General features: G+C 65.1%; 19 protein-coding genes, 1 other RNA gene and 1 riboswitch. Of the genes, 8 read left to right on the forward strand and 12 right to left on the reverse strand.

The annotated features are described in order from the left end of the window. A partial coding sequence (locus D769_RS08595; protein WP_008644060.1) for a threonine-phosphate decarboxylase occupies window positions 1-808 on the forward strand: 808 nt, incomplete at its 5' end. A 6-nt stretch (window positions 809-814) separates the two neighbouring features. After that, a complete protein-coding gene (locus tag D769_RS08600) occupies window positions 815-1,717 on the forward strand; it encodes a cobalamin-binding protein (RefSeq protein ID WP_008644061.1) in 903 nt (300 codons plus the stop codon). Window positions 1,718-1,727: 10 nt separating this feature from the next. On the opposite strand, the gene cobC is transcribed toward D769_RS08600, so the two are convergent. Genes cobC through D769_RS08635 form a run of 7 tightly spaced genes read right to left on the reverse strand, consistent with a single transcriptional unit; the run spans window position 1,728 to window position 8,598 of the window. Then, a complete protein-coding gene (gene cobC, locus D769_RS08605) occupies window positions 1,728-2,315 on the reverse strand; it encodes an alpha-ribazole phosphatase (protein ID WP_008644063.1) in 588 nt (195 codons plus the stop codon). Beyond that, the gene (locus D769_RS08610; RefSeq protein WP_008644065.1) at window positions 2,300-3,079 is read right to left on the reverse strand and encodes an adenosylcobinamide-GDP ribazoletransferase; all 780 of its coding nucleotides are present in this window, start codon (window positions 3,077-3,079) and stop codon (window positions 2,300-2,302) included. The genes cobC and D769_RS08610 overlap by 16 nt, the downstream gene beginning before the upstream one ends. A gap of 26 nt (window positions 3,080-3,105) precedes the next feature. Further along, window positions 3,106-4,176, reverse strand: a complete 1,071-nt coding sequence (gene cobT, locus D769_RS08615; RefSeq protein ID WP_008644067.1) for a nicotinate-nucleotide--dimethylbenzimidazole phosphoribosyltransferase — start codon at window positions 4,174-4,176, stop codon at window positions 3,106-3,108. 23 nt (window positions 4,177-4,199) lie between these two features. Continuing rightward, window positions 4,200-4,829 (reverse strand): cob(I)yrinic acid a,c-diamide adenosyltransferase, encoded by a 630-nt coding sequence (gene cobO / locus D769_RS08620; RefSeq protein WP_008644069.1) that lies wholly within the window; start codon window positions 4,827-4,829, stop codon window positions 4,200-4,202. Next, the gene (locus D769_RS08625) at window positions 4,826-5,635 is read right to left on the reverse strand and encodes an ABC transporter ATP-binding protein (RefSeq protein ID WP_008644073.1); all 810 of its coding nucleotides are present in this window, start codon (window positions 5,633-5,635) and stop codon (window positions 4,826-4,828) included. The genes cobO and D769_RS08625 overlap by 4 nt, the downstream gene beginning before the upstream one ends. Next, complete coding sequence (locus tag D769_RS08630) at window positions 5,632-6,639, reverse strand: iron ABC transporter permease (protein WP_040010954.1); 1,008 nt, start codon at window positions 6,637-6,639, stop codon at window positions 5,632-5,634. Before D769_RS08630 ends, D769_RS08625 begins: the two co-directional genes overlap by 4 nt. An 18-nt stretch (window positions 6,640-6,657) precedes the next feature. Next, window positions 6,658-8,598 (reverse strand): TonB-dependent receptor, encoded by a 1,941-nt coding sequence (locus tag D769_RS08635; RefSeq protein WP_008644077.1) that lies wholly within the window; start codon window positions 8,596-8,598, stop codon window positions 6,658-6,660. Between the two features lie 134 nt (window positions 8,599-8,732). Next, window positions 8,733-8,995: riboswitch (cobalamin riboswitch) on the reverse strand. A 206-nt stretch (window positions 8,996-9,201) separates the two neighbouring features. Here D769_RS08635 and D769_RS08640 point away from each other — a divergent pair. The 5 genes from D769_RS08640 (at window position 9,202) to D769_RS08655 (ending at window position 11,820) form a co-directional block, all read left to right on the forward strand. After that, complete coding sequence (locus tag D769_RS08640; protein ID WP_008644078.1) at window positions 9,202-9,522, forward strand: hypothetical protein; 321 nt, start codon at window positions 9,202-9,204, stop codon at window positions 9,520-9,522. Next, window positions 9,519-9,842, forward strand: a complete 324-nt coding sequence (locus D769_RS08645; protein WP_008644084.1) for a cell division protein ZapA — start codon at window positions 9,519-9,521, stop codon at window positions 9,840-9,842. Before D769_RS08640 ends, D769_RS08645 begins: the two co-directional genes overlap by 4 nt. Window positions 9,843-10,176: 334 nt before the next feature. Beyond that, window positions 10,177-10,394, forward strand: a non-coding RNA gene (gene ssrS / locus D769_RS30935) — 6S RNA. Between the two features lie 73 nt (window positions 10,395-10,467). After that, complete coding sequence (locus tag D769_RS08650) at window positions 10,468-10,947, forward strand: EVE domain-containing protein (RefSeq protein ID WP_008644085.1); 480 nt, start codon at window positions 10,468-10,470, stop codon at window positions 10,945-10,947. Window positions 10,948-11,130: 183 nt separating this feature from the next. Further along, on the forward strand, window positions 11,131-11,820 hold the full coding sequence (locus tag D769_RS08655; RefSeq protein WP_008644086.1) for an SIMPL domain-containing protein: 690 nt from the start codon (window positions 11,131-11,133) through the stop codon (window positions 11,818-11,820). Window positions 11,821-11,893: 73 nt separating this feature from the next. On the opposite strand, the gene D769_RS08660 is transcribed toward D769_RS08655, so the two are convergent. The 5 genes from D769_RS08660 to D769_RS08680 form a co-directional block, all read right to left on the reverse strand. Then, complete coding sequence (locus D769_RS08660) at window positions 11,894-13,447, reverse strand: malonyl-CoA synthase (protein WP_008644087.1); 1,554 nt, start codon at window positions 13,445-13,447, stop codon at window positions 11,894-11,896. A 115-nt stretch (window positions 13,448-13,562) separates the two neighbouring features. After that, complete coding sequence (locus D769_RS08665) at window positions 13,563-14,345, reverse strand: enoyl-CoA hydratase-related protein (protein WP_008644088.1); 783 nt, start codon at window positions 14,343-14,345, stop codon at window positions 13,563-13,565. Next, window positions 14,345-15,355: a tripartite tricarboxylate transporter substrate binding protein gene (locus D769_RS08670; protein WP_008644089.1), complete on the reverse strand. Its 1,011-nt coding sequence runs from the start codon at window positions 15,353-15,355 to the stop codon at window positions 14,345-14,347. The genes D769_RS08665 and D769_RS08670 overlap by 1 nt, the downstream gene beginning before the upstream one ends. 119 nt (window positions 15,356-15,474) lie before the next feature. After that, window positions 15,475-16,896, reverse strand: coding sequence for a malonyl-CoA decarboxylase family protein (locus D769_RS08675; protein ID WP_008644090.1), 1,422 nt, complete (start codon window positions 16,894-16,896; stop codon window positions 15,475-15,477). 42 nt (window positions 16,897-16,938) lie between these two features. After that, window positions 16,939-17,640 (reverse strand): GntR family transcriptional regulator, encoded by a 702-nt coding sequence (locus D769_RS08680; RefSeq protein WP_008644091.1) that lies wholly within the window; start codon window positions 17,638-17,640, stop codon window positions 16,939-16,941. Between the two features lie 791 nt (window positions 17,641-18,431). Between D769_RS08680 and D769_RS08685 the strand changes: the two genes are divergently transcribed. Further along, the gene (locus D769_RS08685) at window positions 18,432-19,502 is read left to right on the forward strand and encodes a YjgN family protein (protein ID WP_008644092.1); all 1,071 of its coding nucleotides are present in this window, start codon (window positions 18,432-18,434) and stop codon (window positions 19,500-19,502) included. Window positions 19,503-19,525 lie beyond the last annotated feature (23 nt).

The raw sequence follows: 19,525 nt of genomic DNA on the forward strand, positions 1-19,525 counted from the left end.
CGGCTCGCAGGCCGCCATCCGCACCCTGCCGCGACTGCTGCGCCCGGGACGCGTCGGCATCGCCGCGCTCGGATACAGCGAATACGCGCCGGCCTTCGCACAGGCGGGGCACACTGTCACTCCGCTGGACGAGGCCGACTTCCAGCGTGCCGATCTGGCCAACGCGCTCGATCACCTCGTCGTCGTCAATCCGAACAACCCGACGGCCCGGCTGCTGCCCATCGACACCCTGCGGCACTGGCATGAGCGGCTGGCATCGCGCGGCGGCACGCTGATCGTCGATGAGGCCTTTATCGATTGCACCGGTGCGGCATCGCTGGCCGAAAGCAGCACGGCACCGGGACTGGTCGTGCTGCGTTCGCTTGGCAAGTTCTATGGTCTCGCGGGTGTGCGCTGCGGCTTCGTGCTGGCGCAGCCGGCCCTGCTCGACGCCCTGGCCGATCAGCTTGGCCACTGGACCGTATCGGGCCCGGCACGCGCCGTGGCACGCATCGCGCTGACCGACACCGCGTGGCAGGCCGCCACACGCACATCGCTGAGCGCGGCAGGACAACGACTGGCGATACTGCTACGCGACCATGGCCTGTCGCCCGTGTCGCAGCCATTGTTCAGCTGGGTGCCCGACGCGCGGGCCGGCAGCCTGCATGAAGCCCTTGCTCGGCAAGGCGTCTGGACACGCCTGTTCGACGCAGCCGGCGGATGCCCGACCAGCCTGCGCTTTGGCTTGCCACCTGACGACGACGCGGCATGGCAACGGCTGGATGCCGCGCTTGGCCACGCACGCCACGCACTCCCTTCCCCGACCTGAATTCCGATGAAAGCCTTCTACGTAGCGAGTGCAGCAAGTGCCCTGCTGATTGCCGCCCTGCCGGCGCATGCCGCGGTCTCCGTGGTCGACGATGCGGGCGAGACGGTCACGCTGGCGCAGCCGGCCCGCCGCATCGTCTCTCTGGCGCCGCACGTGACCGAACTGATCTTCGCGGCGGGCGGCGGCGACCGCATCGTCGGCACGGTCAGCTACAGCGACTACCCGCCGCAGGCGCGCGATATTCCGCGCGTGGGTGACAACAAGGCGCTCGATCTCGAACGGATCGCCGCGCTCAAGCCCGACCTCATCGTGGTCTGGCGCCACGGTAATGCGCAGAAACAGACCGACCGCCTGCGCGCGCTCGGCATGCCGCTGTTCTTCAGCGAGCCACGCAAGCTCGACGGCATCGCCGACAATCTGGAAAAGCTCGGCACGCTGATGGGCACCACGCCCGTGGCCCACCGCGCCGCCACCGATTTCCGCCAGCAGGTAAGCACGCTGCGCAAAACCTACGCGGGCCGCCCGCCCGTGACCGTGTTCTATCAGGTCTGGCAGCAGCCGCTGATGACGCTGAACGGCGAACACATGGTCAGCGACCTGCTCGCGCTATGCGGCGGTCGCAACCTGTTCGGGAAGGAAGCGGCACTGGTGCCAACGGTCTCGGTCGAAGCCGTGGTCGCGGGCAACCCCGAGGTCATGCTGACCGCCGGCATGGGTGCTACGCGATCCGACAAGCCGCTCGCGGACTTTGCGATGTGGGAGAAGTGGAAGCAGGTCACGGCCGTGGCACGCAACAACCTGTTCGTGATCGACGGCGATCTGATCAATCGCGCTGGCCCGCGCGTGGCCCAGGGCGCGGCGGAGATTTGCAAGGATCTGGACGTGGCGAGGTCTCGGCGGCCGGGCTGATGCCGGCACGCTACGCCTTGGCGCTCCGGTTCCACCACCCCAGTCTGGCCTGTCGCTTCCCCAGGTGGAAGTGACAGGTCGCCCCGAACTCCAGCTCCCACTGCAGCGTCTGGGACAGCGTCAGCCCAAGCCAGTGCGCGGCCAGCATCCGCATCGGCCCGGCATGGGAGACGACCCAGAGGCAATCACCCGACCTTGCGTCGAGCGTGTCGGCCCACGCCGTCACCCGCGCCATCACCTGCTGCGCGCTTTCGCCGCCGTGCGGGCGCGCGCCCATCAGGTCCGCCGCCCACAGGTCGAGCGCATCGCGCGGAATGTCGCTCCACGCCTTGCCTTCCCACGCGCCGAAATCCAGCTCTCGCAGCCGGGGCTCGATTTCACGGATGGGCGTCTCGACATGCGCGGACAGTAGCGCCGCGGTTTCCATCGCACGCACTGCCGGACTCGTCACCAGACGTGAGGGCGGTAAATCGTCGAGCAGGCGCACGATCCGCTCCGGCGCGGGGCTAACCGGCTGCGCCAGTTTCAGATCGAGCGCGCCATAGCAAACGCCCGGCGCCACATCGGGCCGGACATGCCGGATCAGGACCACTTCCATGCCGCCGCCACAAGGTAGATCGACAATTCGGCAAGCTGCTGCGCCATGCCGAGACAGTCACCGGTATAGCCGCCGATACGGCGCACGAAGTACGCACCCAGCGCGGCACGCAGCACGGCCAGCACCAGAATCGCCACGCCCGCGAACACCGGCGACAGCCATAGCAGCGGCACGACACCGCACGCCAGCGCGAAAACCAGTCCGACACCAAACAGGCGCTGCGCCACCGGCTTGGCCTTGCCCTCGGCACGCACATAGTCATGCGTGGCCAGGAACGTGATCGCCATCGCGCGGCTGGCTCCGTGCGCCGCCACCAGCGACGCCAGCAGCACCATCGCACCGCCCGATTCCGCCACCGATACCAGCAGCTGCCACTTCAGCAACAGCGCCACCACAATGGCGATCGCGCCAAATGCGCCCACGCGCGAGTCGTGCATGATCCTCAGCACATCCTCGCGGCGGTAGCCACCACCGAAGGCATCGACGCAATCGGCCAGGCCATCCTCATGGAACGCGCCGGTGAACAACAACGTGGCGGCCATGCCGAGCACGATCGCCACCGACGGGGACCAGAACGACAGCGCGCCCCATGTCACCAGCGCGCCGAACGCGCCAACGATCAACCCCACCAGCGGGAAGTAGCGCGACGCGGCATTCAGGAAGTGCGGCTCGAACCCCACCCAGCTCGCCAGCCGCGCCGGCAACGGCACGCGCGTGAAGTAGCCGACGGCAGTGAGAAAGAAGCGGAGTTCGTTGGCCATCATGACGCCTCAGGTCGCTTTAGGTCGCTTTAGGTCGCCGATGCGTTGCTGACGCCCGCGCCGCTGAACGTGGCCATTTCCCGCAGGAACGCCACTGCCGAAGCCACCAGCGGCCATGCCAGCGCCGCGCCGGTACCCTCGCCCAGCCGCAGGTCCAGTGCCAGCAGCGGCTCGGCCTTGAATTCGGCCAGCAGCGCGCGGTGCCCGTGCTCGTGCGAGCAGTGCGAGAACACGCAGTACTGCAGGACATTCGGGTCGATGCGCGCGGCCACAAGCAGCGCCGCCGATGCAATGAAGCCATCCACCAGAATCACCATGCGGCTGGCCGCGGCAGCCAGGTATGCGCCCGTCATCGCTGCGATCTCGAAGCCGCCGAACGTGGCCAGCACATCGAGCGGATCGGTGACGTCCGAGTGCCTGGCCAGCGCCCGCGAGAGGATCTCTTGCTTGCGGGCCACGCCCGCATCGTCGAGGCCCGTGCCACGGCCAATGCATGCCTCCAACGGCAAGCCGGTCAGGCGGCTCATCACGCAGGCCGCGGCCGACGTGTTGGCGATACCCATCTCGCCAAAGCCGATCACATTGGTACCTTGCTGGCCGTGCCGCAGCACCCGTGCGATGCCGGCATTGATCGCCGCGCCGGCCTGCTCCGGCGTCATGGCCGGCTCTTCGACAAAGTTGCGCGTGCCGTTGGCCACGCGGCAGTTCACGAGGCTCGGCGAGGCCGGCAGCGGCGCGCGCACGCCCACATCCACCACCTCGAGCGCCAACCCGTGAAGGCGGGTGAAGACGTTGATCGCCGCCCCGCCATTCAGGAAGTTCAGCACCATCTGCGCCGTGACCTCCGCCGGAAATGCGCTGACGCCCGTGTCCGCCACGCCGTGGTCGCCGGCAAACACGATGATTGCCGGGCGGGTCAGATCAGGAACGGTCTCGCCACGGATCAGCCCGATCTGCATGGCCAGCGTCTCGAGCCGGCCCAGCGAGCCGGGTGGCTTGGTCTTGTCGTCGATTGCGGCCTGCAACGCGGCGCGCAGCGATGCGTCGAGCGGCGCGATCGGTGGCAGGGTCAGTGCGTAGTCGGAAATTGCGGTTGCCATGGTGCTGATTCGAATGACGCGAATTACATTTCCACGCCCGGCTGGGCCTTGATGCCCTGCTCGAACGCGTGCTTGACCGGTGTCATGTCGGTCACGGTATCGGCGGCCTCGATCAGCGCGGACGGTGCGCCACGGCCTGTGATGACCACGTGCTGCTTCGGCGGACGCGCGCGCAGATCGGCGATGACGGTATCGAGATCAAGATAGTGCAGCTTCAGCGCAATGTTGAGTTCGTCGAACAGGATCAGGTCGAACGACGGATCGCGCAGCATCCGGCGCGCCACCTCCCATGCGGCCTCTGCCTTGGCCACGTCACGCGCGCGGTCCTGGGTTTCCCACGTGTAGCCTTCGCCCATCACGTGGAACTCGCACTCCTCCGGAAAGCGCCGCAGGAACATTTCCTCGCCGCTCGGGAATGCGCCCTTGATGAACTGGACCACGCCGGTACGCATGCCATGACCCATGGCGCGCACCACCATGCCAAAGCCCGAGCTCGACTTGCCCTTGCCATTGCCCGTGGTGATCACGATCACGCCGCGCTCGGTCTGCGCCGCGGCGATCTTGGAATCGACCACCTCCTTCTTGCGGACCATGCGTGCCTTGTGACGGGCATCGCGGCCGGCGTCATCGTTGGTATTCGGGGTATCGCTCATGTCTGATTTCCATCTGGGATCAGCGCGGTATGGGTGCCGTCACTGATGCTGATAATTGGGGTACGCAGCGCATGGGAGCACTGCGCGGGAGTCAGGACCTCGTGCGCCGGGCCGTGCAGCGCGTGACCATCCTCGGCCATCAGCAGCGCGTGGGTGGCATAGCGATGCGCGAGGGTCAGGTCATGCACGATCACGACAACTGCGTGGCGGCCCGATCGGGTCAGACGCTGCAGCAGGTCGAGCACCATGATCTGGTGCCGCAGGTCCAGGTGCGCCACGGGTTCGTCCAGCAGCAGCAGCGGCGCCTGCTGCACCAGCGCGGCAGCCAGCGACACGCGCTGGCGCTCGCCACCGGACAGTGTCAGCACGTCGCGGCCACGCAGCGGCTCGAGATCGAGCGCGTCGATGACATCATCCACGATCCGGTCATCGTCACGCTGGCCCCAGCCCCAGCCGCTCAGATGCGGATGCCGGCCGATGCGCACGGCATCCTCGACGAGCATCGAGAACGTATCGTGCACAGCCTGAGGCAAATAGGCCCGCTGCCGCGCCAGCGTGGCAGGGGCGATCTGCGTGACCGCAATGTCGTCGACCTCGGCCGCGCCGCTGTCGGGCGCGCGCAGACCGGCCAGCACGCCCATCAGCGTGGACTTGCCGACCCCGTTCGGGCCGACGATGCACCAGAGCTGCCCCGCGCCGATCGACATCGAGAGGCCATCGAGCAGCACGCGGCTCCCGGCGTGCAGGCCGAGTTGCCGCAGCGTCAACTGCGGACAGTCTGTGAGCGGCTCGGACCAATGGCTCATCGCGGTCTCCGCAGCAGCAGGTAGAGGAAGGTCGGCACGCCCAGCAGCGCCGTGATGACGCCCACCGGCAGTTGCGTGGGGGCAACCACGGTACGCGCGATCAGGTCGGCAGCCATCAGCAAGGTGCCGCCCAGCAGCACTGACGCCGGCAGCAGCAGGCGCTGGTCGTTCCCCCAGGCTAGGCGCACCATGTGTGGCACCACCAGGCCGACGAAGCCAATCGACCCGGCCGTCGTGATGGCGGCGGCAATCGAAATGGAGGAAATCAGGAAGGTAGCCAGGCGCACGCGGCCAACGCGAACACCCAGCGATTGCGCCACGGTCTCGCCCAGCAGCATCACGTTTAGCGCCCGCGCCATCGGCAGGGCCAGCAGCAGTGCGGCGATCAAGGTGGCCAACGCCGCGCCATAGGCGGCCGTGCCACCGAGGTCACCGGTCAGCCAGAACAACATGCCGCGCAGGCGCGATTCCGGTGCGATGGCGAGGATCAGCGTGATCACCGCGCCCCACCCCGCGGCCAGGATGACACCGGTCAGCAGCAACCGCGCGCCGGCCTCCTGGTGTCCGCCCTGCACTTTGGGGTTGAGCAGGTCACGGCGGGCAAGTGTGGCGACGAGCAGCATGGACACCAGCGCACCACCCGCCGCGCTGGTGTGCACGATCCACTGCGGAAGCATCAGCAGCATCGACAGCAGCGCGCCGGTGGACGCCCCGCCTGAGACGCCGAGCACGTAGGGTTCGGCCAGCGGATTGCGCAACAACACCTGCATCAATGCGCCGGAAAGCGCCAGCAGCCCGCCACAGGCAAACGCGGCAGCGGCGCGTGGCAGCCGCAGTTCGCGCACGATGGCGCCTGCGGTGCCATTGTCCGCGCCGCTCAGCGCCTGCCAGAGCTGCCCGGCATCGAGCGACACGCTGCCGATCGCCAGCGACAGGCCAAAGACGGCCAGCCCCGCCAGCGCGAGGACACCCCAGACGATCAGCGCGCGCCGCAGCTCAGCCATGGCCATCCACGCGCGGCATCACTTCTGACGCCATCCCAGCGTGATGAAGCCGGCCCTGCCCTGCGTGTTGTACGGGTAGGCCAACTGGTAGTTCTTGTCGAACAGGTTTTCCACTCGGGCGGCGACGAACCATTGCTTGTCGATGTTGTAGCGGGCGTTCAGGTTGACGATACCGTACCCGCCCAGCGTGCGCGAACCGCTGTCGAGTCGCGCCGAGGATACCAGCCATTCGCCGCCGAAACGCCAGTTTCCGAAATTCCGGCCGACGTCGAACGACGCATGGCGCCGGGCACGCCGCAGAAGCTGCGAATTGTTGGTTTCATCCAGCGGATTCTGGAACGTCACGCTGGCGCCCACGTCGGTGCCCCACAGGCTGGCGCGCCACGATGCCTCGATCCCCTGCACCTTGGCCTTGTTGACGTTCTGCGCCAGGTAGAGGCCGTTGGGCTGCAACGCGGAGACGATCAGGTCGTTGTAGCGCGTCTCGAACGCAGTCACGCGCAGCAGGCCGGCCGACGCCGTCTCCACCTGCACCCCCACCTCCGCCGACTTGGCGCGTTCGGGCTGCAGGTTCGGCTGGCCGTAGTTCGGGTAGTAGAGTTCGTTGAACGTTGGCGCGCGGAACGCATTGCTGACACTGGCAAGCAACTTGACCGCGCTGGTCAGGTAGTAGCCGTAGCCGGCGTAGAAGCTGCCCTGGTCGCCGAAATCGGAATAGTGGTCGTTGCGGCCGTTCAACTGGATCTGGTGCTTGCCGATACGGCCCTCGTAGCCACCATAGACCGAAAACACATTGCGCGACGGCGCGTTGTACGAGCTCGAAGCCAGCTCCTGCTGCAGCCAGTCCGTGCCAAACATCAGCGTATGGTCGGGTGTCAGCGCGTACTCGTTCTGCCAGTTGAACTGGCGGGTGCGCGTGCTGAACAGGCTGTCGAACAGGCCGTTGATCGTACCTTCGCTGCGGTCTTCGCTCTGCGCCACCTTGAAATGCGTGGTCCAGTCAGGTAGCACCTTGCCGTTGACGAACGCGGACAGCGTGTAGAGCTTGCTGTCCATGCGGTAGTCGTCGGTCGGCTTGCCGTAGGCGTTGTCGTAGGAAAGCTGGCTGTTCGAGTAGTAGGTCGCGACGCCAGCGTCCCAGTCCTGCGTGAACTGGTGCTTGATCTGGCCCGAGATGCTCTTGTTCTCGTACGGGTTGTTGCCGGGATTCGGGCCGATACCGCGCGCGGCGCTCTTCGGATTGTCGGCGTTCCACTGCGCCGCATTGATGGCCGAGAAGCCATCGGTCTTGTACATCGAGCCGGTGACGTTGAACGAGGTGGCACCGATCTGGCCACCGTAACCCACCGTACCCTGGCGGGTATTGTTGCTGCCGTACTCCACCTGCGCGTTGGCGGCAGGCGCCTGGCCCGCGCCACTCTTCGTGAAGATCTGCACCACGCCGCCAACAGCGTCGGAGCCATAGAGCGCCGAGACGTTGCCGCGCACCACTTCGATATGGTCGATCTGGTCGGGCAGGATATTGGCGATCTGCGCATTGCCGCTGCTGACGCCGGAAATCCGCACGCCGTCGATCATGATCAGCACCTGATTCGAATTGGCGCCGCGCATGAACAGCGAGGTGTTGGTACCCATGCCGCCGTTGGTCGAGAACTCCACGCCCGCCTGGTTGCGCAGCAGCGAGCGCAGGTCCGGAGCCTGGGAGTTGACGATGTCTTCCTGGGTGACCACCGTGGTGTGCGGCAGGGCCTCGGTCACCGATTGCGCGGTTCGGGAGGCGGTGACGACCACGGGCGCCAGCGTCTGCCCGCTGGCCGCCTGCGCGGCTGCCGGTGCAGAAGCGGGAGCACTGGTCGATGCGCTGGCCGGCGTGCTGGTCGACGACTCATCGGGCGTCGCGTCCTGTGCGAAGACCGATGCGGACGGGAAAAGGGCGATGGCCGCCAGGATGGCGGGCATGGACGGGCGAACCGACGGCTTCAGCGCGACGGTCGACCTGGATAGCGTGGAACGCATGAGCAGGGATGGAATAGAACGGCCAAGCCCGTTCCCCCGCGGGCCATATGGCGATGAGGCATGGCACCTTCGGCGCGGCATACCCTCGTTCTGCAGGCCGGTATCCGGGCTGACGACATCAGGCTGGCCGCCTTCCCGATCAAATCGTGACGATTCAGATTCAGTGGCGTTTGGCCGGCCCTGCGAGCCGCACGTGGCGGGCGTTCGCGGTCGCTTACCGTTGCGGGGGCAGCACAGGTTGGCCTGCCCCGATATGGATTTCGGCGCCCGGCTCCCTGTTTCCCGTTGAACTGCAGCCCTGTATGAGCAGGGTGCGAGCACCTGGAACGGGGGCGAGTGTATGGAGTTTCAACTTAGGCGTCAATGCAGCGGGTCAAGCTGCCGATAACCGAGATTTGATATCTGGAGACGGGCCGATCGTTACAGAACGATGCAACTTCGTGGCACCTCGGGCGTCTTAACCGGCTCGCTGGGTGTGGCCGAGCCGCCTGCATCGGCTAGAATCCCGAAACCTGACCTTCACTCCTACCGGACACGACAGGCACTATGCTCAACGAACTCGAACAACTGGCCGCCAAGATCGGGCGCGTGCTGCATCAAGCAGACACCCTGGCGGCGGAAAACCAGCGGCTGCGTGCGGAGATCGAGCGTCTGCAAGCCGAGGCGAGCCAGTTGCGCGCGGATCGCGAAGCCATGGCAGCCGACCGCGAACTGCTCAATATCAAGATCGAGGAAGCTCAGCTTCGCATCCAATCGATTCTCGACAAGCTGCCCACGGCCAGCGACGCGCGCCAGCTCGACCTGCTCGGCGACGGCAAGCGCGCTACATCTGAAGGTACGCAGCAGGCCCCCGGAGAACACGCATGAGCAACAAGCAAGTAGAAGTGAACATCGCCGGCCAACCGTATCGCTTCGCGATCGCACCGGATAACGAGGCCGCGCTGCTGGAAGCCGTGGCATTGGTCGATGACAAGATGAACAAGCTCAAGGGCACCGTCGCCGCGAAGGGCGTGGAGCGGGTGGCCGTGATGGCGGCGATCAGCATCGCGTCGGACCTGCTGGCGATGCGCCGCAAGCAAGAGGAAGAAGGCGCGATTCCGGTCGACGCAGTGCGCGCGCGCATTCGCGAACTGAACGAGCGCGCCGACGAAGCACTGCGCCAGTACGCGCACGTCGGCACGCGCTGAGCCGCCTGCCTGCGCTCTGTTTCGCGGGCCGGAAGCGCCAGCCCTTGCATTGCGCGGCCACGGCCCCATCTGCCCGGATGTGAAGTCGATGCCGCGCATCGCGCGCGCCGCGCGCTAGTGTTGTGGAAAATGTAACGACGCCGTACGTCCAGCTTGGTATGACTGTCGTCGCGGTGTATAGTGTAGCCACTGCACGGCGCATGCGACCGATGCAGTTGGATGGTCGGGTTATCGCGCCTGGCCGCCGTTTCCATCCCATCCTTAGTTGAAACGGCAAACGTCTGACATCCCGAGCGTATTGCACGCACAGGAACTAAAAGTCAGACGTTTGACAGTTTCCCTGCCTGGTTCGTGAGGGTCATAAACTCCTTGAACCGATATGCATTGCATGGTGCGGGATCATGTCGTATGGGCGAGCGCGTTACCGCATTCATAGTCTGGGCCTAGCTTGGACTCCCTGAGTGGGCGATGTACCCGAAATACGACTTCCGCAGCCACTCTGAACCTCACTTGGGTTCAGGATGCCGACCCAGCGGCCGAGGCGGGGACCCCCTAAAAGGCGGTGGTTTGATAGAACCACCGCCTTTTTCTTTGACTGCTCATAGACGGACCGATCGGTATCACAATGCCCTCCTCCGCCCAGCGTGCCCGCCAGTACTGGCTGATGAAGTCCGAACCGGACGAAGCCAGCATCGATGATCTCGCCCGTGAAGGCACGTTGCCGTGGACCGGGGTTCGCAATTACCAGGCACGCAACTTCATGCGTGACCAGATGCGCATCGGCGACGGCGTCCTGTTCTATCACTCGTCATGCCCGGAGCCGGGCATCGCCGGCCTGGCCGAGGTCTGCTCCCAGCCCTACCCCGATTCCACGCAGTTCGATCCGAAGAGCGACTATTACGACAGCGCGTCGAAGCAGGACAATCCGCGCTGGTCGCTCGTCGACGTGAGCTTCGTCCGCAAGAGCACGCTGATCCCCCTCCAGGCACTGCGCGAGCACGATGCGCTGGCCGACATGGTCGTGCTCCGCCGCGGCAATCGTCTGTCGATCACGCCGGTCACGCCGGCCGAGTGGCGCTATATCACCGAAAAGCTGATGAAGTAAGCACCGCCGCGGCAATGCGGCACTGCGCGCCCAACAACACTGGGGCGCACCGACGCCGCCGGCGACTTTGATTTGCAGAAACCAGTGCGCGAGACACGCGCGAATGCGTCACGTCCGGGCGAGCCAGGGAACGAACGCCCGCCACGTGCGTCTGATAGCCATCACTTTGATCGGGAGAACAATATGAAGAAACTGCTGGCTGCCTCGCTGCTGAGTACAACCGCCGCCATGGCCGCCGCCCAGACGGTTGCACCTCCCTCGGGCGTTCTGTCGCTGTCCGCGCAAGCCGCGACCGAGGTGCCGACCGACGTCGTGCACCTGACCCTGGCTGCCGAACAGGAAGGCCCCGAGCCGACGGCCATCTCCAATGCGCTGTCTTCGCGCACGCAGGCCGTGCTGGCACAGGCCAAGCGCACGTCAGGCGTGGAAGCCCAGTCCGGCGGCTTCACGATTCATCCGAATACCGACCGCAATGGCCGCATCAGCACGTGGCGTGGCCGCTCGGAGGTGATCCTGAAGTCGAAGGATTTCGCCGCCGTGTCGAAGCTGGCCGGCGAACTGGCCAGCCAGATGCAGGTGCAGAACATCGCGTTCTCGCTGTCACGCGAGACACGCCTGGCTGCCGAGCAAAAGCTCGCCGACCAGGCCGTGGCCGCGTTCCGCGACAAGGCACAGGCCACGACCAAGCTGTTCGGCTATAGCGGCTACACGATCCGCGAAGTCTCGCTGAACGAGTCCGGCGGTGTCATGCCAATGCCGCGCATGTATGCCGCGAAGGCCATGTCGGATAGCGCTGGCGCGCCGATTCCGGTAGAAGGTGGCAAGAGCCAGGTCACGGTTTCCGTGAACGGCTCGGTGCAGATGGTGAAGTAAGCGGGTCACTCCCCTCTCCCGTGGTGTATAGACCAGGAAACGGGAGAGGGGGCCGAGCCCCTCTCGGCTCAACTCACAGCGCCCCGAACTGCTGGCGCAGCACGTTCTTCTGCACCTTGCCCATCGTATTGCGCGGCAACTCATCAACCACGTGCACACGCTTGGGTACCTTGAAATTGGCGATGCGGCCCTTCAGCGTGCCGATCATGCCAGCCTCATCAATCTCCACGCCTGGCTTGCGTACGACCACGGCCACCACGGCCTCGCCGAAGTCGACATGCGGCACGCCGATCACGGCTGACTCCACCACGCCCGGCATCTCGTCGATAAAGCTCTCGATTTCCTTCGGATACACGTTGTAGCCGCCCGAGATGATCAGGTCCTTGCTGCGGCCTACGATGGTCAGGTAGTTGTCCGGCACGATGCGCTCGCCTGCCTGGCTGACGATCGCGCCACCAAAGCGGCCCACGTCCCCAGTCTTGAACCAGCCGTCGGCCGTAAATTCCTCCGCCGTCTTCTCGGGCATCCGCCAGTAACCCTTGAACACGTTCGGGCCCTTGACCTCGACGTTACCGATCACACCCGGTTCGCACGACTTGCCTTCGCTGTCCGTCACGCGCACCGACACGCCCGGCAGCGGCATGCCCACGGTGCCACCGATCCGCTCACCCAGCGCCGGGTCATACGGATTCGATACCAGCATCACGGTCTCGCTCATGCCGTAGCGCTCCAGGATTGCCTGGCCGGTGCGCTCGCGGAATGCATCGAACGTCTCCAGCAGCAGCGGCGCCGAGCCCGAGACGAACAGGCGCATGTTGCTGCACAGATCCTTGTCGAACCGGGGCTCCTGCAGCATTCGCACGTAGTACGTCGGCACGCCCATCATTACGGTGGTACGCGGCAGGTACTTCAGGATCTGGCCCATGTCGAGCTTCGGCGCCCAGATCATCTTGGCGCCCGCGAGCAGCGCGCCATGCGAGGCCACGAACAGGCCATGCACGTGGAAGATCGGCAGCATGTGCAGCAGCACATCATCGCTGCGCCAGCCCCAATACTCGTTCAGCGTTTGCGCGTTCGATGCCAGGTTTCGATGCGTCAGCATCGCGCCCTTGCTGCGGCCGGTGGTGCCCGACGTGTAGAGAATCGCGGCCAGATCGTCGTCCGCACATTCGACCGTCTCGAACGTGTCAGGCTGCACCGCCGCGCGTTGCAGCAGCGAACCCGTGCGGTTGTCGTCGAGCGTGAAAACATGAGCGGTGCCGTGCCGGAACGCCACTTTCGACACCCAGCCGAAGTTGTTGCTGCTGCAGACCACCACGGCAGGCTCGGCGTTGCCGACAAAGTAGTCGATCTCGGCCTCCTGGTACGCGGTGTTCAGCGGCAGATACACATAGCCGGCGCGCAACGTGGCCAAGTACAGGAACAGTGCTTCCGGCGACTTCTCGACCTGCACCGCCACGCGCGAGCCAGCGGGCAGCTTCAGCGCGGTCAGCAGGTTGGCCAGCTTGGCCGTGGCGCGATCGAGGTCGTCCCACGAGTAGTAGAGCCCGTCATGCGTTTCGATGCAGCACGCGGTGCGGTCGGCGGGAAAGCGGGATTCGAACAGGGTGAACAGATTGGCGTTCATGGTGCAGGACTAGTACGAAACAAGTACGGGACAGGTACGGAATGCTGGAAAAAGCGAACCCAGGGAGCCTTGGCGATACGGTGCGGCCGGTAATGATAGCCCGGCCGCCCCCCGGCTACTCCCCGGTGAAATCCGGAGGCCGATGCGCCAGGAACGCAGCCACGCCTTCGGCATGGTCGCGACTGGTGGCATAACGGAAATGGGCGTCGAATTCGGCGTCGGTCAGCAGCGTGGGATCTGGCGACAGGCGGCGAATCGTCGTCTTGTTGATGCGGGCCGCGAGCGGCGCGCCGGCGCTGAGCCGTTGCACGGTTGCCGTCACTTCGTCGTGCATGGCTGCCGCAGGCACCACTCGTGTGAGCAGCCCCTTGCGCTCAGCCTCCACGGCATCGAACACACGGCCTTCGAGCAGGATCTCGAGCGTCACCGCCCGCCCCACCAGCGCAAGCAGGCCGCGCAATTCGCCGGGCGCCATCGGAAAGCCGAGCCGGTTGATCGGCACGCCGAAGCGGCTGCCGGCAGCGGCCACGCGCAGGTCGCAATTGCAGGCGATCTCGAGGCCACCGCCAACGCAAACGCCCTCGATGGCGGCCAGCGTCGGATGCGGACATTCTGAAATCGCGCGCAGCGCCGGTGCGATGATCTCCGTGTGGTAGCGGCGGACAGCCGCCTCGTCGCCGCGCACGGTCGGAAACTCCGCAATGTCGGCGCCGGCGGCGAAGTTGCCGTCGGCACCGCGCACCAGCACGCAGCGCAACGACGTGTCCGCCGCCAGCGTGGCGAATCCGGCGGCCAGCGCCTGCCACATGTCGACCGAGATTGCATTGAGCTTGCCCGGATTCGACAGCGTGACGATGGCCGTCGACCCTTCGCGCGAGAACGTGACGGTGCCGCTCATCAGTCGATCTTCGCGCCCGAGCGCTGCACCACGTCTGCCCAGCGCTTGATCTCGGCGTGCTCGAATTGCGCGAACTGCTCCGGCGTGTACTGCGGGATGTCCGAACCGTTCTGCAGCCAGATCTGCTTCATCTCCGGGTTGTTCAGCGCCTTGGTGGTCTCGGCGTAGAGCCTGTCGACGACTTCCTTCGGCGTGCCCTTGGGTGCCCACAGCGCATACCAGGTGGACACGTCGTAGTTGGGCAAACCGGCCTCGGCAGCGGTCGGTACGTTCGGGAACGCGGCGGAACGCGTCTTCGATGCCACGGCCAGCGCCTTGATGCGCCCAGCGCGAATATGTTGCGACGATGAACCGAGACCATCGAACATCAGATCCACCTGGCCGGCGATCAAGTCCGACAGCGCAGGGCCCGCGCCCTTGTACGGCACGTGGATCAGATCCGTCTGCGTCTGCAGCTTGAACAACTCGCCCGCCAGATGGTGCGAGGAACCGTTGCCGGCCGAGGCGTAGTTGAGCTTGCCCGGATTGGCCTTGGCATAGGCGATCAGGTCCTTCACGCTGGTGGCCTGCACCTTGCCCGAATTGACCACGATCACCTGCGGCGGCTGGGCAATCACCGTGATGGGAATGAAGTCCTTCTCGATGTCGTAGTCGAGCTTCTTGTAGAACGACGGTGCGATCGCGTGATGCGCGCCGCCAATGAACAGCGTGTAGCCATCGGGCGCCGCCTTGGCGGCGATGCTCGCGCCAACGGTGCCGCCCGCGCCACCACGATTGTCGATGACGAACTGCTTGCCGAGCTGCTTGGACAACTGCGCGGTAAGCGGCCTCGCAAACGCATCGGTGCCGCCGCCGGCCGGGAACGGCACGATGACGGTGACCGGCTTGCTCGGCCATGTATCGGCCTGCGCGGCCGGTGCGTAAAGACTGGTGACCCCGGTCCCGGCCATCAGGCCAGCCACTGCAAACACGCGTGCAAATGTGGTCAGATTCCGCTGACGACGATTCATGTACTGTCTCCTCTCTCTTCTCTTTGGAAAGTCAATCAAAAGTACCGCTTGCTACGACTCATACACCCGACGAAAAATTGCCCTGACTGTCTCCGTGTCCGCTCGTTTTCGACCCTCGGTCACAGAAGCTTTGCTACCGCCCGACTGATGCGGGGATTGCCGTCGCCAAGGCGAGCCAGATTGTCATCCAGCGCATCGGGCACGTAAAGGTAGTTGACCATCATGCCGCACGATTGCGCACGCCCTTTGCGTGACATGTCTGCGCCCCAGTTCACGCGCTCCACACATGCGCCATTGCCGAGGTGGAAGCGCGCCACAGGATCAGCGGGCACGCCCTTGCCACCCTCTCGCACCAGATAGTGCGCGGCCAGTGTCATGGCCGTATCGCGTATCACGGTGTCTTCGGTGTCCGCTGACAACGCGCTGAACCATGCCGCGCCATCGGCGGGCACCTCACCATGCTGCTCGCGCCAGCGCGCAAGGCGCTTGGCACCAAGCACGCGGCCGATGGACTCACCATCCCGCTTGCGTAGCCAGTCCGCAAACCCGGGGATCGGCGACAGCGTGGCGAACTGCTTGAGCTTGGGATGCTCGCGCTGCAATTCCTCGATCACCCGCTTGAGCAGGAAGTTGCCGAAGCTCACGCCGCGCAACCCCGCCTGCGTGTTCGAGATCGAATAGAAGATGGCCCACTTCACGCGCCGCAGGTCTTCCAGCGGCGCGGCTTCATCGAGCAGTGCCTGCACGTTGGCGGCCATCTCCGGCACGAACGCAACCTCGACGAAGATCAGCGGTTCGCGCGGAATGCGGGGGTGGAAGAATGCGTAGCAGCGGCGATCCGAATCCAGCCGGTTGCGCAGGTCGGTCCACGACGAGATCTCGTGCACGGCCTCGTAGCGAATCAGCTTCTCGAGCAGCGACGCGGGCGAGTCCCACGTGATCGGCTGCAGTTCGAGCAAACCCACGTCGAACCAGTTCGAGAACAGCGCCTCCAGATCCTCATCGAGTTCGCGCAAGCCCGGAATGCGCTTGTGCCAGCGCAACATGTCCGCGCGCAACTGGATCAGGAAGTGCAGCCCGCAAGCACTGTTGCCACGCTGCCCATGCAGTGCGGCAAAGCGCTTGAAGAAGCGGATGCGTGCGTTGGACAGCGCCTGCGACAAGCCGGACGCGGTAGCCGGCTGGCCGCTAGCCGCATCGCGGACGGCGGCCACCTCGGCCAGCACGCCGAGCATCGCCTGGCGAACCGGCTCCACCGCGGCCTCGTATTCGTCCTGCCACGCCTGGGCGGCAGCATTGGCGGCGACATCGGTCAGCCGCGCGTCGAAGCACTGCCGCAACTGGTCGCGCTTACGTTTGGTTGCGCGCGTGGACAGGGCGGGTGTGTCCTGCGCCTTCGCGGGGCCTGCCGCGGTGGCATCCGCCTCGCCCTTCCGGTTCCACCAGCGGCCGAAGCGCGACAGCAAGGTGTCGGACACGGGTTCGGCGGCATCGAGCGGCGCGCTGACTTTCTGTTGATCTGAGGTGTCGAGGGCGGTCATGGAGATTCCTGCGGAGGGGGCGAGCGGATCGATCACAAACCTTCAGTCCTGTCCGGCCAGGCGAAGCTGGCCCGGCGCCACGGCGGGCGGCTCCGGATCGGCACGATCCAGCGCGCTCAACGCGCCGCGCTGGCGCAGCACGTGGGTCTTCATCAGTGCTTCCGCGCCTTCCGGATCGTGGGCCTTGAGCGCGGAGAACACCGACATGTGCTCGGCGCATGACTCCTGAATGCGGCCCGGCAGCTTCAGGCTCTTGTGCCGCGACAGGCGCAGCACCTTGCGCAGGTCGCTGACCACGCCCGACAGCCAGCGGTTGCCGGCCAGCCGCTGGATCGCCTCATGAATCTGGTAGTTGGTCTCGTAGTAGGCGTCGATATCGCCCGCAGCCGCATGATGGGCCAACTCGGCGTGCAAGCCTTCGAGCGCATCGAGATCGGCCTGGGTGACGTTACGCGCGGCCTCGTAGGCGCAGCGCCCTTCGAGCAGGGCCATCAGCGGAAAGATTTCGTCGAGATCCTGCTCGGTGAGCGCATTGACGAAACATCCGCGACGCGGCTCCAGCCGCACCAGCCCTTCCGCGGCCAGGACCTTCAGCGCCTCTCGCATAGGCGTGCGCGATGTGCCCAGTGCGGCCGCAAGCGCCACTTCGTCGATCCACGCGCCTGGCAACAGCGTGTGATCGTCGATCATGGCACGCAGCCGATCGGCAACTTCGAGGTAAAGCGCCTGCTGGACGATCCGCATGAAGCCCTTTCGATGACATCACCGAGCGGCGCATACACCGCAATAATTCATAATTATGAATAAGGACACGCGCGCCGCAAGGAGTTTCGATGCTGCAAAGCGGCATTGAAGTCGTGAATCGACCATGCGCCACACGGTGATATCGGATAGTCCCGTGAGATGAAGGCGGAAGAAGACGATGGGATGCGGATAGAGGGGATAGAGGTGCGGCGGGCAACGTTCCTGCCTCCCACAGGAAAATTGCCCGCGCCAGAAAGAACCGCCACTGGACAACATCATCGGCGCCGGACTGGATGCGCCTGGCGCGCGTGGGTCAGATTTGACATGCTGGCGCTGGCCCAGCGCCTGCCCCCGTTCAAGCACCCAAGTCTGGGTGCAGATTTTCCCGTTTGGCTTTTCCGTCGTTTTCGGTCGCATCCGCGCATCTGTCGTGCGCGCTCTCCCTTCGATGCGGCCGTGGACATTTCCTGTCCCGACCTGATTCTTGTAACAGACTGTATAGCGAGGACCATGCCACGCTGGCTAAGTTATTGATTTTATTGAGGCGGACGATCCGAGACTTGTTACAAGTGCCAGATCATGTAACAGGATGTTTCTCCTTCGTTACGACCGCGACTACCCTGCTGGTTGTCGCCAATATGCCGCAGCGAGCGATTAGTGATGGCGGCGGTACGCCGCGATGCGAAAATGCGCCGCACACTGCACGAAAGCCGGTGTTCAATCGGTTGCAAACATGAAACATGGGCGGGAAGCGACATCCGGCCCTGCCAAAACTCTCGGAGAGGTCAGGCATGGAAGACAATTTTCAGGGAAGCCACTACATCGGCGACGGAACGCAGGCCGCGCCGCGCAATCTGCCCCTGTCGTTCACTGGCTCGGGGTCCGAGTACTTCCGCATCTGGATCGTCAACGCATTGCTGTCGATCATCACGCTGGGCATCTACTCCGCGTGGGCAAAGGTCCGCACGCTGCAGTACTTCTATCGCAATACGCAGCTCGATGGCGCCACGTTCGACTACCACGGCAGTCCAACCGCGATTCTCAAGGGCCGCGCGATCGTGTTCGTCCTGGCCCTGGCGTACAACCTGGCCAGTCATGCGTCGCCGCTACTGGCTGTCGGGCTGGCCGTCGTGCTGGCTGCCGTGTTTCCGTTTCTGCTGGTTCGCTCGCTGCGATTCCGCATGGCGAACTCGAGCTATCGCGGTCTGCGTTTCGCCTTTATCGGCAAGGATGCCGAGGGTTATCAGGTCTTTCTGCTCTGGCCGATCCTGACCGTGTTGTCGCTCTATCTGCTGGCGCCGTTCGCGCACCAGCGTTTCAAGCGCTACCAGCACAACCACACGCTGTTCGGCACGGCGCCGTTCGCATTCGACGCCACGGCCAGCGCTTTCTACGGTGTCTACCTGCGCACCGCAGGCATGGTCGCGATCTTCCTGATCGGCGGCGGTCTGGTGGGCGGCTCGCTGGCCAGCGCGGTTGGGCAATCGAAAGGCGCGGTCGGCGTTGTCTTTGGCATGATGATGATCGGCCTGTACTTCGGCCTGATGATGATCGGCCCCTATTTCACGGCCCGGCTGCAGAACCTGGTGTGGAACAACACCACCCTGCTGCCGCACCGCTTTCGCAGTGACGTGCGGGCCGGCAAGCTGTTCTTCATCGTGCTGACCAACTTCATCTTCATCGCACTGACGCTGGGCCTGTTCTATCCATTCGCGCGCGTGCGCTCGACGCGCTATCGCGTGGAAGCGATGACGATGATCGCCGTCGGGCCGCTCGACGAGTTCGTGGCTGGCGAGCAGCAGAACGTTGGCGCGCTCGGTGATGCTGCGGTCGACTGGTACGACATCGACATCGCGCTCTGACAGCCACCACCAACGGACACGCC

This window comes from Cupriavidus sp. HMR-1, assembly GCF_000319775.1.
GTDB classification, from domain to species: domain Bacteria; phylum Pseudomonadota; class Gammaproteobacteria; order Burkholderiales; family Burkholderiaceae; genus Cupriavidus; species Cupriavidus metallidurans.

What these genes read in the sequence shown, in the direction of transcription:
- D769_RS08630 (WP_040010954.1), bottom strand. Translation starts at nt 6,639, where the DNA reads ATGGCTGAGCTGCGGCGCGCGCTGATCGTCTGGGGTGTCCTCGCGCTG.
- cobC (WP_008644063.1), bottom strand. Translation starts at nt 2,315, where the DNA reads ATGGAAGTGGTCCTGATCCGGCATGTCCGGCCCGATGTGGCGCCGGGC.
- D769_RS08645 (WP_008644084.1), top strand. Translation starts at nt 9,519, where the DNA reads ATGAGCAACAAGCAAGTAGAAGTGAACATCGCCGGCCAACCGTATCGC.
- D769_RS08655 (WP_008644086.1), top strand. Translation starts at nt 11,131, where the DNA reads ATGAAGAAACTGCTGGCTGCCTCGCTGCTGAGTACAACCGCCGCCATG.
- D769_RS08600 (WP_008644061.1), top strand. Translation starts at nt 815, where the DNA reads ATGAAAGCCTTCTACGTAGCGAGTGCAGCAAGTGCCCTGCTGATTGCC.
- D769_RS08650 (WP_008644085.1), top strand. Translation starts at nt 10,468, where the DNA reads ATGCCCTCCTCCGCCCAGCGTGCCCGCCAGTACTGGCTGATGAAGTCC.
- cobO (WP_008644069.1), bottom strand. Translation starts at nt 4,829, where the DNA reads ATGAGCGATACCCCGAATACCAACGATGACGCCGGCCGCGATGCCCGT.
- D769_RS08680 (WP_008644091.1), bottom strand. Translation starts at nt 17,640, where the DNA reads ATGCGGATCGTCCAGCAGGCGCTTTACCTCGAAGTTGCCGATCGGCTG.
- D769_RS08685 (WP_008644092.1), top strand. Translation starts at nt 18,432, where the DNA reads ATGGAAGACAATTTTCAGGGAAGCCACTACATCGGCGACGGAACGCAG.
- D769_RS08640 (WP_008644078.1), top strand. Translation starts at nt 9,202, where the DNA reads ATGCTCAACGAACTCGAACAACTGGCCGCCAAGATCGGGCGCGTGCTG.
- D769_RS08660 (WP_008644087.1), bottom strand. Translation starts at nt 13,447, where the DNA reads ATGAACGCCAATCTGTTCACCCTGTTCGAATCCCGCTTTCCCGCCGAC.
- D769_RS08625 (WP_008644073.1), bottom strand. Translation starts at nt 5,635, where the DNA reads ATGAGCCATTGGTCCGAGCCGCTCACAGACTGTCCGCAGTTGACGCTG.
- D769_RS08670 (WP_008644089.1), bottom strand. Translation starts at nt 15,355, where the DNA reads ATGAATCGTCGTCAGCGGAATCTGACCACATTTGCACGCGTGTTTGCA.
- D769_RS08675 (WP_008644090.1), bottom strand. Translation starts at nt 16,896, where the DNA reads ATGACCGCCCTCGACACCTCAGATCAACAGAAAGTCAGCGCGCCGCTC.
- cobT (WP_008644067.1), bottom strand. Translation starts at nt 4,176, where the DNA reads ATGGCAACCGCAATTTCCGACTACGCACTGACCCTGCCACCGATCGCG.
- D769_RS08610 (WP_008644065.1), bottom strand. Translation starts at nt 3,079, where the DNA reads ATGATGGCCAACGAACTCCGCTTCTTTCTCACTGCCGTCGGCTACTTC.
- D769_RS08635 (WP_008644077.1), bottom strand. Translation starts at nt 8,598, where the DNA reads ATGCCCGCCATCCTGGCGGCCATCGCCCTTTTCCCGTCCGCATCGGTC.
- D769_RS08665 (WP_008644088.1), bottom strand. Translation starts at nt 14,345, where the DNA reads ATGAGCGGCACCGTCACGTTCTCGCGCGAAGGGTCGACGGCCATCGTC.